Genomic DNA, 12,424 nt, shown 5'->3' on the forward strand with positions numbered 1-12,424 from the left:
GGCCTCCGGCCGGTCAGGCGCCGGTGCCCCGGCGGACCAGCAGGGTGACGGTGATGCCGGTGACGCTCTCGCCGCGGTCCGCCGCGTAGCGGAGGCGCAGGGCGCTCGCCTGGTCGGGCGACAGGGCGTTCAGCGGGTCGGGGTCGCCCACGCCCTGCGTCACCAGCCAGACGCGCTCCTCCGGGCCGAGGCAGCTGACGGAGGGCGTGCAGGGCACCACGTAGAGATCGTTGATCTCGACCGGCCGCCGGGCGCGGAAGACGTCGCGCATCCGCACGTCGGGCGGGAGGTAGTAGGTGACTCCCCCGTCGAGCTGCCAGGTGTTGTCCCGGTCGTACACGACGGCGTCGCCCGGCTGGTACTGCCGCGTGATGAGCCGTGCCGCCGCCGCGTAGTCCAGCGGCACCGGGACGTCGTGCTCGAACCGCCCCCGCATCTGCCGCTGGTCGACCCACGTGAGGACCGCGAGGACGGCCAGGACGGCCGCGACCGCCTTCCTGGACCGGGCCACCGCGGCGAGTCCCGCTCCGGCGAGCACGGCCCAGAACGGCAGGGTGAACAGGACGTACTGGTGGCGGACGTAGGACACCTCGCCGTGCGACCCGAGCCAGACCACGACCGGGGGCAGCACGGCCAGCACCGCGCACGGCACGACGGACGCCGTCCGCTCGCGCCCCGCGGGGACGGAGAGGGCCGCCACCAGCGCGAGCGCCGTGACCGCACCGGCGCAGAACACCGAGGCGAAGACGTCCCGTTGCAGGGCGAACAGCGCCCAGAGGTCCGGCGCCGGCACCCAGTACAGCTGGCGGTGCGCGTGGGACCGGCCCAGCACGGCGAGCGGAGCGGTACACGCGCCGACCGCCACGAGCACCGCGGCGTACGTCCACGGGAGGGAACGGTCCCGCCGCCGGACCGCGGCGACGGCGCAGGCGTGCCCGAGCACCGCGCAGAGGGCGATCAGGTGGAGCAGGCCGACGCCGGCCATGGTGAGCGCGTACCCGACCCAGCGCAGCGGCTTCCGGGGCTCCTCCAGCGCCCGCAGCAGCAGGAGGGTGGCGAGGGCCACCAGGAAGACGACCAGCGCGTAACTGCGGGCCTCCTGGCCGTACCGGCTGGCCGCGGGCAGCAGCGCGAACAGCATTCCGCCGGTGATGCCGGCGCGCCGGCCGAACATCCGGTTTCCGATGAGGGCCACGACGGCGGCGGTCCCGGCGGCCGCGAGGACGGACGGGACGCGCAGGGCGGTCACGGAATCGCCGGACAGTGACACCCAGAAGTGCATCAACAGGTAGTAGGCCGTGTGTACGGCGTCGACGTTCCGCGCGGTCGCGAGGATCTGGCCGGTGGTCCGGTTGACGACGTCCCAGGTCACGAGCTCGTCCCGGCCCAGCAGCGGCTCGGCGAGCCCGTACGTGGTCAGGGCGAGCGCGACGAGCGAGGGCCACAGCCACAGTCCCGGGCCGGTTCTCCCCGGATCTGCCTTCCGGTCGCTCGTGGCCTCGTCGCGCGCGGAGGGAATGGAGGCGGCGATCGTCAAAGGGGGCTCCCGTGCCGTGGGCGTCGGACACCGAACTGCTCCCTTATACCGACGCGCGGAGGGGCCCCCGCCGCAGGCTGGTCGGCCGGTCGCCTGATCGGACGTGGGCCGGCGGTACCCGCCCCGGCGTGCGCCGCCCGGCGGCCCGGCGGCCCGGGACGGCCGGGCGGCGCGCACGGCGGTCCCGGGACGGCCGGGCACCGTCCGGCGGACGGGACCGCCCCGTACGGCGCCCGGCACCCAGCACCCAGCGCCCGGCGGCGGCCCTAGAACACGGTGTCCTGCTGGTCCGGGACGACGCTGCCGTCCCCGCGCAGGACCGGGCCCGGGGTGCCGTCGGCGCCGGTGTAGCCGGTGGTGGCGCAGGGGTAGGGGGCGGTCTTCTGCTTCTTCGGCTCGATGAACATCGGGTTGACCAGCCACCTGCCGTCGCTGTTGTCGTAGGCGCGGCACATCAGTTCGTTCTTGTTCCGGTTGACGACCAGCCGGAGGGCCGTGGCGTCGCGGAGGAACGTCACGTCGGTGTCGGAGTCGCCCGCGGCGAAGACCTGGCGCCGCGCCGCCGGCAGCACCTTTTCGGCGGCGGCGCCGCGCACGCCGTAGACGACCTTGTTGATCCAGCACCGCTTGCCGTCGATGTACGTGATCATCGTGTCGGCCCCGTCGGCGACGCCCCCGCAGCCCTGGAGGCGCGGTGTGAGGACACCGTGACGCGTGACGTTGCGGATGCCGATCACCCGGTCCGGCGCGATGCCCGCTCCCCCGGCCCAGGCCTCGACCACGGGCTGCGGGGAGGCCGAGCTGATCCAGACGTCGAAGCCGGCCCGACGGAGGGTGCCGATCAGGTCCTTCTGCTGGTCGTAGTAGCGGACCCAGCCGGTGGCGGTGGTGCTGCCCACCTGCTGCTTGGCGCCGATGGGCGCGGCCAGGTTCTCGGTGCGGGCCGCCGCGGCGAAGGAACGTATCTGCGCAGGGGTCCAGCCCTGCGTGAGCTGGGCCAGCCAGGCGTACCCGGGCTCGGTGGTCCGCCGGTTCCAGCCGGCGAAGGCGGGCTCGGCCGCGGTGGTGGCGCCGGTGCCGTAGACCGCGTTCAGCTCGTCGGCGCAGCGGGTGCCGGCCGGGGTGCCGGTGGGCAGCGGCCGGCCCGGCTCGGCGAGGGCGTCGCAGGCGGCCGCGAGGGCGCTGGCGGCGGCCGGGGTGAGGTGGCGGCTGGTGGTGGTCCAGTCCCGCCCGGCGGGCTGGCGCACCTTGCCGTTGCGCAGCAGCCAGAAGAAGGTCGCGTCGCCGACGTCGTTCTTGACGACGGTGTTGTCCCAGTCGAAGACGGCCACCGGCCGGGTCCGGCCCGGCCGGTGGGGGGCGCAGGTGCCGTGGGTGTCGATGAGTTCCTGGAGGCGGGCCCGGTTCTGCCCGTACCAGCCGTCGGTGACGGTCAGCCGGGGGCAGTGCGCCGCGTCCCGCGGGGCGGACGGGCCGGCCTGGGCGGGGGTGGCGGCGGCGAGGCCGCCCGCGGCGAGCGCGACGGCGGCCGCCGCGGCGGGGAGGCGACGGCCGCCGGCTCCGGTCACTCTGATCACGTGGGTCACTCCTGTCATACGAGGGTCGTCGCGGACGGTGGAGCAGGACAGCCGGGCGTCGTGCGACGCCCGGCTGCCGGTGTGGGGGGGAGAGAAGGGGAGACGGTGCTCCGGCGGTCCTACAGCGGCGTGACGTACGCGCCGGAGATGCCGCCGTCGACGAGGAAATCGGTGGCGTTGATGAAGGAGGAGTCGTCGCTGGCCAGGAAGGCCACGGCGGCGGCGATCTCGTCGGCCTCGGCGAACCGCCCGACCGGGATGTGCACCAGGCGGCGCGCGGCGCGCTCCGGGTCCTTGGCGAACAGCTCCTGGAGCAGCGGGGTGTTGACGGGGCCCGGGCACAGGGCGTTGACGCGGATGCCCTCGCGGGCGAACTGGACGCCCAGCTCGCGGGACATCGCCAGCACGCCGCCCTTGGAGGCGGTGTACGAGATCTGGGAGGTGGCCGCGCCCATGATGGCCACGAAGGAAGCGGTGTTGATGATGGAGCCCCGGCCCTGGCGCTGCATGTAGGGGAGGGCGGCCTTGCAGCACAGGTACACGGACGTGAGGTTGACGTCCTGGACGCGCTTCCAGGCCTCCAGGCCGGTGGTGAGGATGGAGTCGTCGTCGGGCGGCGAGATGCCCGCGTTGTTGAAGGCGATGTCGACGGATCCGTAGGTGTCGAAGGCGACCTTGAAGAGGTTCTCGACCTCCTCCGGGTCGGTGACGTTCACCTTCACGAAGGTGCCGCCCACGGCCTCGGCCGCGGCCTTGCCGGCGGTCTCGTCGATGTCGCCGCAGACGACGTTGGCACCCTCGGAGGCCAGGCGGCGCGCGGTGGCCAGTCCGATGCCGCTGCCGGCGCCGGTGATGACCGCGGTACGGCCGACCAGGCGGCGGCAGACGGCCTCGGACGTTGCTTCGGTGCTCATGGGGTTCAGGCCTCCGTGCTGATGAAGACGTTCTTGGTTTCGGTGAAGGCGGTGAGGGCGTCGGGGCCCAGCTCGCGGCCCAGGCCGGACTGCTTGTAGCCGCCGAACGGGGTCCAGTAGCGGACGCTGCTGTGGGAGTTGACGGAGAGGTTGCCGGCGGCGACGGCGCGGGACAGGCGCAGCGCGCGGCCCACGTCCCGGGTCCAGATGGAGCCGGAGAGGCCGTACTCGGTGGCGTTGGCCAGCCGTACCGCGTCGTCCTCGTCCTCGAAGGGCAGCACGACGGCGACCGGGCCGAAGACCTCTTCGGTGGCGACGGGGGCGGTGGGGTCGACCCCGGTGACGACGGTGGGCGGGAACCAGAAGCCCGGTCCCTCGGGGGCGCTGCCGCGGACCATGGCGAGGTCGTCCGTGACGTAGGAACGTACGCGGTCCAGCTGCGCCCGCGAGATCAGCGGCCCCATCTGCGTCCGCTCGTCCATCGGGTCCCCGACCACGACCTCCTTGACGGCCGGCTCCAGCAGCTCCATGAACCGGTCGTAGGCGGAGCGCTGGACCAGGATCCGGGTGCGGGCGCAGCAGTCCTGCCCGGTGTTGTCGAGGAAGGACATCGGCGCCGCGGCGGCGGCCGCCTCGACGTCGGCGTCCGCGAAGACGATGTTGGGGCTCTTGCCGCCGAGTTCGAGGGTGACCCGCTTCACCCGGTCCGCGCAGGCGGCCATGATCTGCTTGCCGACCCGGGTCGAGCCGGTGAAGACGATCTTCGCGACCCCGGGGTGCTCGACGAGCGCGTTCCCGGCGACCGGGCCGGCCCCCGGCAGCACCTGGAACAGGTGCTCGGGCAGTCCGGCCTCCAGCGCCAGCTCCGCCAGCCGCAGCGCGGTGAGCGGGGTGGTCTCGGCCGGCTTGAGCACCACGGCGTTGCCCGCGGCGAGCGCGGGCGCGGCGCCCCAGGCGGCGATCGGCATCGGGAAGTTCCAGGGGGCGATCACGCCGACCACACCGAGGGGTTCGAGGATGGTCACGTCCAGCCCGCCCGGCACCGGGATCTGCCGGCCGGAGAGCCGCTCCACTCCCCCGGCGGCGAAGTCGAGCAGGTCGCGCACGTTGCCCGCCTCCCAGCGGGCGTTGCCGAGGGTGTGGCCGGCCTCGCGGACCTCCAGCAGGGCGAGTTCCTCGCGGTGGTCGTCGACCACGGAGGCGAACCGGCGCAGCAGCCGGGCCCGGTCGGCCGGTGCCGCGGCGGCCCAGCCGCGCTGGGCGGCGGCGGCCCGTACGACGGCCGCGTCGACGTCGGCGGCCGTGGCGGCCGGGACGGTGGCGACGACCTCCTCGGTCGCCGGGTTCAGGACCTCGTGCACGGTCTCGGACAAGGGGTGCCTCACAGACGTTCGAAGGAGCGGCGCAGTTCCCAGTCGGTGACCGCGGAGTCGAAGGCGTCGAGCTCGACGCGCGCCATGTTGCGGTAGTGGGCCACGACCTCGGGCCCGAAGGCCGCCTTGGCGACGGCGCTGTTCTCCCAGAGCTCGGCCGCCTCCCGCAGGGTGCCGGGCACGTGCTCGAAGTCGGCGGTGTACGCGTTGCCCGGGCAGGGCTCCGGCAGTTCGAGCCGGTTCTCCACGCCGTACAGACCGGCGGCGACCATGGCCGCGACGGCCAGGTACGGGTTGACGTCGCCGCCCGGCACCCGGTTCTCGAAGCGCGTGGAGCGGCCGTGGCCGACCACCCGCAGGGCGCAGGTGCGGTTGTCCCGGCCCCAGGCGACGGCGGTCGGCGCGAAGGAGCCGGGCCGGAAGCGCTTGTACGAGTTGATGTTGGGCGCGTACAGCAGGGAGAACTCCCGCAGCGCGGCCAGCTGTCCGGCGAGGAAGTGCCGCATCAGCTCCGACGTCCCGCCGGGGCCCTCCCCGGCCATGGCGTTGCGGCCGTCGGCGTCGGCGAGCGAGAGGTGGATGTGGCAGGAGTTGCCCTCGCGCTCGTTGAACTTGGCCATGAAGGTGAGCGACATGCCCTCCTGGGCGGCGATCTCCTTGGCACCCGTCTTGTAGACGGAGTGCTGGTCGCAGGTGACCAGGGCCTCGTCGTAGCGGAAGGCGATCTCGTGCTGGCCGAGGTTGCACTCGCCCTTGGCCGACTCCACGACCAGCCCGGCGCCCGCCATCTCGTTGCGGATGCGGCGCAGCAGGGGTTCGATGCGGCCGGTGCCGAGGACCGAGTAGTCGATGTTGTACTGGTTGGCGGGCGTCAGGTCGCGGTAGTTCGCGTCCCAGGCCTGCTCGTAGCTGTCCTTGAAGACGATGAACTCCAGCTCGGTGCCGACCTGGGCGGTGAGGCCGAGTTCGGCGAGCCGGTCCAGCTGGCGGCGCAGGATCTGGCGCGGGGCGGCCACGACGGGCGAGCCGTCCTCCCAGGCCAGGTCGGCCATGACCAGGGCGGTGCCGGCGTTCCAGGGCAGGCGGCGGAGGGTGGCGAGGTCGGGGTGCATGGCGAAGTCGCCGTAGCCACGGTCCCAGGACGACATCTCGTAGCCGTCGACCGTGTTCATGTCGGTGTCGACGGCCAGCAGGTAGTTGCAGCCCTCGGTGCCGTGCGCGAGGACCTCGTCGAGGAAGAACGGTGCGGCGAACCGCTTGCCCTGGAGCCGTCCCTGCATGTCGGGGAAGGCCAGGACGACCGTGTCGATCTCGCCGCTCGCGACGAGGGCGCGGAGCTCCTCCGTCGTCAGCGGCGGTGTGCGGTCTACCACGGGATTCTCTCCTTCGGTGAGCCGAGAGCGCCTAAGGTATGCGGGAAGACCATTGCTTGGGAAGGGGCGATTTCCAGATGACACCGGAAAGCGGTAACGACGACCTGCTCGGCCCGGTGCTGCGTCAGGTGCGGGCCGGGAACGGCTTCGAGGAGGCGCTCCAGCAGATCCTGCGGATCGTCCGCCTCGGCCTGGTCGCCGGCGGCGAACGCCTCCCCCCGGAGCGCGAGTTGGCCGACCGGATGGGGATCAGCCGGGTCACCCTGCGCGAGGTGCTGAAGGTGCTCCAGGACCAGGGTCTGGTGGAGAGCAGACGCGGCCGGTACGGGGGTACGTTCGTGCTCCCGCGGCCCGACACCCCGGCCGGCGGCGCCGAGGAGGAGCTGCGCCGCCGGGTCGCGGGCGTCGACATCGAGGACGTCCTGCGCTTCCGCGAGGTGCTGGAGACCGGGGCGGCCGGGCTGTGCGCGGCCCAGGGCCTCACACCGGAGGGCGCCAGGCGGCTGCGGGAGGCCCTCGCCGCCACCCAGGACGCGCCCCTGAGCGAGTACCGCCGGCTGGACACCCTGCTGCACCTGACGCTGGCGGAGCTCTCCGGCTCGGCGACGCTCACCGCCCAGTACGCGGCGGTCCGGGCCACGGTCAACGACCTGCTGGACTGCATCCCGCTGCTGGTGCGGAACCTGGAGCACTCCCAGCGCCAGCACGCGGCCCTGGTCGACGCGATCCTGGAGCGGGACGCCGAGGCCGCCCGGGAGCTGATGCGCGAGCACTGCTGCGGCACGGCGGCCCTGCTGCGCGGGTTCCTGGCATAGGGCGGCGGCGGGCGGCAGGGGCGACGCGGCGGAAGGGCGGCGCGGCGGGAGGGGCGACGCGGCGAGGGCCCCCGGGGGCGGCGGGGCGTGAGGGGCCGCAGAGGCGGCGGGGGCGGAAGGGGCGGCGGTGCAGGGCGCGGCCGCCGGCCGCTCGTAACACCCCTTTTACTCCAGGGGCTTGCGCTCACCACCCCTCTAGGGCAAAGGTATCGCCTCGAACCATTGCTTGCCGCCCCCGTCCCCCCTCGATGCAGGAGCGCACATGGCCGACGACACCGAGGCGCGCACCGCCGCCGTCCCCCCTCCCACCGCCTCCCCCGAGGGCACCGCCCCGGACGGCGACGCCGCCTACCTGGAACGGCGCACCCTGCGCCGCGGCAGCGCCGGCTGGCTGCTGCTGACCGGCCTCGGCGTCGCGTACGTCGTCTCCGGCGACTTCTCCGGCTGGAACACCGGCCTGGCGCACGGCGGCTTCGGCGGACTCGCCCTGGCGACCCTCCTCATGGGCGCCATGTACGCCTGCCTGGTCTTCTCCCTCGCGGAGCTGTCCGCCATCCTCCCCACGGCGGGCGGCGGCTACGGCTTCGCCCGCCGGGCGCTCGGCACCTGGGGCGGCTTCCTCACCGGCACCGCGATCCTCATCGAGTACATCCTGGCCCCGGCGGCCATCGCCATCTTCATCGGCGACTACGTCGAGTCCCTCAACCTCTTCGGCCTGACCTCGGGCTGGCCGGTCTACCTGGCCTGCTTCGTCGTCTTCATCGGCATCCACCTCTGGGGCGTCGGCGAGGCCCTCCGCTTCAGCCTGGTGGTCACCGCGATCGCCGTGGCCGCGCTGCTGGTCTTCGCGGTCGGCGCGTTCACCGAGTTCGACGCCGGACGCCTCGACGACATCGCCGTCGACACCTCCGCGCTCGGCGCGAGCTCCTGGCTGCCCTTCGGACTGCTGGGCATCTGGGCGGCGTTCCCCTTCGGCATGTGGTTCTTCCTCGGCGTCGAGGGCGTGCCGCTCGCCGCGGAGGAGGCCAAGGACCCGGTCCGCTCCATGCCCCGCGCGCTCGCCATCTCCATGGGCATCCTCGCGCTGCTCGCCCTGATCACCTTCCTCGCCTCGACCGGCGCGCGCGGCGCCGACGCGATCAAGGACGCCGGCAACCCGCTGGTGGTCGCGCTGGAGGGGACGCCCGGCCTGTCCTGGCTGAAGACCTTCGTCAACTACGCGGGCCTGGCGGGCCTGATCGCCTCCTTCTTCTCCCTCATCTACGCGGGCTCGCGGCAGCTCTTCGCCCTCTCCCGGGCCGGTTACCTGCCGCGGTTCCTCTCCCTCACCAGCAAGCGCAAGGCCCCGTACCTGGGCCTGCTGCTCCCCGGCGCCCTCGGCTTCGCGCTCGCCGCCGGAACCGGCGACGGCCCCCGGATGCTGAACATCGCCGTCTTCGGCGCCACGATCAGCTACGCGCTGATGGCCCTCTCCCACATCGTGCTGCGCCGCCGCGAGCCCGGCCTGGCGCGCCCCTACCGCACCCCGGGCGGGGTGGCGACCTCCACCGCCGCCTTCGTCCTCGCCCTGTCGGCCCTGGTCGCCACCTTCCTGGTGGACAAGGACGCCGCGTTCATCGCGCTCGCCGTGTACGCCGTCGCCCTCGCCTACTTCGCGTTCTACAGTCGGCACCGGCTGGTGGCCTCCGCGCCGGAGGAGGAGTTCGCGGCGCTCGCGGCGGCCGAGGCCGAGCTCGACCGCGACTGACCACGTACGCCCGTACGCCCCGCTGGTTCTACGGAAGGCCCCACCGTGCCCAAGCCGCTCATCGGCATCACCACCTACCTGGAGAAGTCCGCCCGTTACGGCCCCTGGGACGTCCCCGCGGCGCTGGCGCCCTCGGGATACCACCAGTACGTGCAGGCGAGCGGCGGCACCGCGGTCCTGCTGCCGCCCGACGACCCCGAGACGGCGGAGGAGCTGCTGCCCCGGCTGGACGGCCTGGTCATCGCGGGCGGCCCGGACGTGGACCCGGCCCGGTACGGGGCGGTGCGCGACGCGCGTACGGGCCCCCCGGCGCCGGAGCGCGACGCGTGGGAACTGGCCCTGATCCGGGCGGCCCTGGCCGAAGGCCGGATCCCGCTGCTGGGCATCTGCCGGGGCATGCAGGCCCTGAACGTCGCCCTGGGCGGCACCCTGGTCCAGCACATCGAGGGGCACGTGAAGGCGCCGGGCGTGATGTCCGAGCACCGGGTGCTGCCGGTGGCGGGGACGCGGTACGGGGAGATCGCGCCGGAACCGACGGACGTGCCGACGTACCACCACCAGGCGGTGGACCGCCTGGGCCGGGACCTGGTCGTCTCGGCCCGGGCCCTGGACGGCACGGTGGAGGCCGTCGAACTCCCGGGCCCGCAGTGGGTCCTGGGCGTGCAGTGGCACCCGGAACGGGGCCGCGACGTACGCGTCATGCGGGCGCTCCTGGCGGCCACGGCCCTCACCCCCACCCGAGTCGCCTGACCCCGGCCACACGCCGGGCCGGCGGAGCCATGCCGTCGCCCGCGCGGCACCCGGACCCTCCCCCCGCCCAGCCCCGGACCGGACCCGGACCCCGCCCTCGTCCACGCGGGCCCCGGACCCCGGCCCCACCCGGACCCGGACCCCGCCCGGACCCCACACGAACCCGGGCGGGACTGGGGTTCCCGTGGCGGGGTGGTGTCCCTGGGGTAGTCCCCAGCCCCAGGGCCGCCACCCCGCCGCTGCGCGGAGCCGTTCCCCCACCCCGCCCCTTCCCGAAACCGGAGCTCCGCCCCGGACCCCGTCCAGCCCTCAGCACCGGACGGGCCGAGGCCCCCCCGTGCTCCGCCCCGCCCCCTCCCCCAGCCACCGCTGGGGACCCCCACGCCTCAAACGCCGGCGGGGCTGGAATTCACTGCGCGAACCGAGCCCCCGCCGCCACATCCCACACCACAGGCCCATCCCATCCCTCCGGCGTTCGAGGAGCGGGCCCCAGCAGCAAATGGGGAGCGCCCGGGGGCAGCCACGAAGGCTCCGGGCCCACCACGGGCAACGGGTCCGGGGGCACACCGACCGCGAGGGGCGCAGCCCGCGAAGCGAGTCCTGGGCGAGCCCCGAAGGCTCCAGGGCACAGCCGGGGAACGGATCCAGGCACAGCCCGGAAGACGCTGGACACAGCCCCCAGAACGAGTTCGCGCCGAGCTCGGGGAAGAGTCGGGACGCAGCGCGGGGCACGGGTCCGGGCGCAGCCCGGGAACGGGGTTCGGGCGGAGCCCGGGAACGGGGTTCGGGCGCAGCCCCGGAACGGGTCCGGGCGCAGCCCGGGAACGGATCCGGGCACAGCCCGGGAACGGGTCCGGGCGCAGCCCCGGAAGGGGTCCGGGCACAGCCCGGGAACGGGTCCGGGCACAGCCCCGGAAGGGGTCCGGGCACAGCCCGGGAACGGGTCCGGGCGCAGCCCCGGAAGGGGTCCGGGCACAGCCCGGGAACGGGTCCGGGCGCAGCCCCGGAAGGGGTCCGGGCACAGCCCGGGAACGGGTCCGGGCGGAGCCCGGGGAATGGTGGAAGGGCGGGTAGGGGACCAGCCCCGCAGGGCAACGCACCCGCACCCCAACGGCGCCGCACCGCAGCCCGTACGGCACCCGGCACCGGGCGGAGCCGGCACCGGCACCCGGCACCCGGCACCGGACGAAGCCGGCGCACCAGCACCCGGCACGGGGCAGGGCAGGGCCGGTACGGGGCGGGAACCGCGCGGGGCGCGACCGGTACGGAGCGGTACGGGGCGCGACCGGTACGGGAGGGAAGCCCCCCAGGGCAAGGGGCGGCGCCCCTCGCCGTCAGCCGCGCGTCAGGGAGAGGAGGTCCCGCGCCGGCCCGGCCGGCCTCGCACCCGAGGGCCACACCGCCCGCAGCACCCGTTCCAGCGCGGCCCCGCCCACCGGCACCGAGACCAGCCGCCGCGCCCCCAACTCCTCCCCCACCGCCAGCTCGGACAGCACGCACGGCCCCGCCCCGCTCACCGCCGCCGCCTTCACCGCGGTGGTGGACGCCAGTTCCAGCAGGGGCTCGGCCAGCCCCCCGTACGCCGCCAGCGCCGCGTCCAGCACCTGCCGCGTCCCCGACCCCCGCTCCCGCAGGATCAGCGGGGTGGCCGCCAGCTCCCGCCCCGTCACCCCCGACCGCCGCCGCGCCCACGGGTGCCCCGGCGCCACCGCGACCACCAGCCGGTCCCGGGCCACCGCGGCGCTGTCCAGCCCGTCCGGCACGGTCAGGCCCTCCACGAACCCCAGGTCGGCCTCCCGGGCCAGCACCGCCTCCGCCACCGCCACCGAGTTGCCGGCCCGCAGGGACACCGCGGTGTCCGGCCGCTCCGCGCGCAGCGCGATCAGCCAGCCGGGCATCAGGTACTCCGCGATGGTCAGGCTCGCCGCCACCCGCAGCCGGGAGTCCCGCCGGCCCCGCAGCGCCTGCACCCCCGCGTCGAAGGCCCCGGCCGCCTCCACCACCCGCTGCGCCCAGTCCGTGACCAGCGCCCCCTGGGCGGTGAGCCGGGAGCCGCGCGGCGAACGGTCCACCAGTGCCACGCCCAGCCGCGTCTCCATGGCCCGGATCCGGCTGCTCGCGGCGGGCTGCGTGATGCCCAGCTCCCGCGCGGCCGCGCCCAGACTGCCCAGCCGGGCCACGGCCAGCAGCAGTTCCAGCGACCCCAGGTCCGGCACCCGGTGCGCCAGCGGGGACCCCTGCTCAGCGTCCACGACACCCACCCGCCCGCACCCCACCGCGCACCCCACCGCACCCAGCACTCATAAATCCAGTTTATGACCCCATAGGAAGATCACCC

At 74.6% G+C, this 12,424-nt stretch carries 9 protein-coding genes; 3 read left to right on the top strand and 6 right to left on the bottom strand.

All coding sequences use genetic code 11. The annotated features are described in order from the left end of the window. Positions 1-13: 13 nt before the first annotated feature. The 5 genes from ACIQUR_RS20450 to ACIQUR_RS20470 form a co-directional block, all read right to left on the bottom strand. Positions 14-1,537: a glycosyltransferase family 39 protein gene (locus tag ACIQUR_RS20450; protein WP_403665978.1), complete on the bottom strand. Its 1,524-nt coding sequence runs from the start codon at positions 1,535-1,537 to the stop codon at positions 14-16. A 266-nt stretch (positions 1,538-1,803) separates the two neighbouring features. Further along, positions 1,804-3,114, bottom strand: coding sequence for a haloacid dehalogenase-like hydrolase (locus ACIQUR_RS20455; protein WP_403665980.1), 1,311 nt, complete (start codon positions 3,112-3,114; stop codon positions 1,804-1,806). A gap of 119 nt (positions 3,115-3,233) precedes the next feature. Further along, on the bottom strand, positions 3,234-4,028 hold the full coding sequence (locus tag ACIQUR_RS20460; protein ID WP_403665982.1) for a 3-oxoacyl-ACP reductase: 795 nt from the start codon (positions 4,026-4,028) through the stop codon (positions 3,234-3,236). 5 nt (positions 4,029-4,033) lie between these two features. Next, the gene (locus ACIQUR_RS20465; protein WP_403665984.1) at positions 4,034-5,401 is read right to left on the bottom strand and encodes an aldehyde dehydrogenase family protein; all 1,368 of its coding nucleotides are present in this window, start codon (positions 5,399-5,401) and stop codon (positions 4,034-4,036) included. Positions 5,402-5,409: 8 nt separating this feature from the next. Beyond that, positions 5,410-6,774, bottom strand: a complete 1,365-nt coding sequence (locus tag ACIQUR_RS20470) for a glutamine synthetase family protein (protein ID WP_403665986.1) — start codon at positions 6,772-6,774, stop codon at positions 5,410-5,412. A 77-nt stretch (positions 6,775-6,851) separates the two neighbouring features. On the opposite strand from ACIQUR_RS20470, the gene ACIQUR_RS20475 reads away from it, so the two are divergent. From ACIQUR_RS20475 to ACIQUR_RS20485, 3 genes are all read left to right on the top strand, one after another. Next, positions 6,852-7,589 (top strand): FadR/GntR family transcriptional regulator, encoded by a 738-nt coding sequence (locus ACIQUR_RS20475; RefSeq protein WP_403665988.1) that lies wholly within the window; start codon positions 6,852-6,854, stop codon positions 7,587-7,589. A 262-nt stretch (positions 7,590-7,851) separates the two neighbouring features. Continuing rightward, entirely contained in the window at positions 7,852-9,336 is a 1,485-nt protein-coding gene (gene eat / locus ACIQUR_RS20480) for an ethanolamine permease (protein ID WP_403665990.1), read from the top strand. A 45-nt stretch (positions 9,337-9,381) separates the two neighbouring features. Beyond that, complete coding sequence (locus ACIQUR_RS20485) at positions 9,382-10,086, top strand: gamma-glutamyl-gamma-aminobutyrate hydrolase family protein (RefSeq protein ID WP_403665992.1); 705 nt, start codon at positions 9,382-9,384, stop codon at positions 10,084-10,086. Between the two features lie 1,334 nt (positions 10,087-11,420). On the opposite strand, the gene ACIQUR_RS20490 is transcribed toward ACIQUR_RS20485, so the two are convergent. Next, positions 11,421-12,338: a LysR family transcriptional regulator gene (locus tag ACIQUR_RS20490; RefSeq protein ID WP_403665994.1), complete on the bottom strand. Its 918-nt coding sequence runs from the start codon at positions 12,336-12,338 to the stop codon at positions 11,421-11,423. Positions 12,339-12,424 lie beyond the last annotated feature (86 nt).

This window comes from Streptomyces sp. NPDC101132, assembly GCF_044759225.1.
GTDB lineage: Bacteria > Actinomycetota > Actinomycetes > Streptomycetales > Streptomycetaceae > Streptomyces.

Coding starts and splice junctions, on each gene's coding strand:
- eat (WP_403665990.1), top strand. CDS start 7,852: ATGGCCGACGACACCGAGGCGCGCACCGCCGCCGTCCCCCCTCCCACC.
- ACIQUR_RS20475 (WP_403665988.1), top strand. CDS start 6,852: ATGACACCGGAAAGCGGTAACGACGACCTGCTCGGCCCGGTGCTGCGT.
- ACIQUR_RS20460 (WP_403665982.1), bottom strand. CDS start 4,028: ATGAGCACCGAAGCAACGTCCGAGGCCGTCTGCCGCCGCCTGGTCGGC.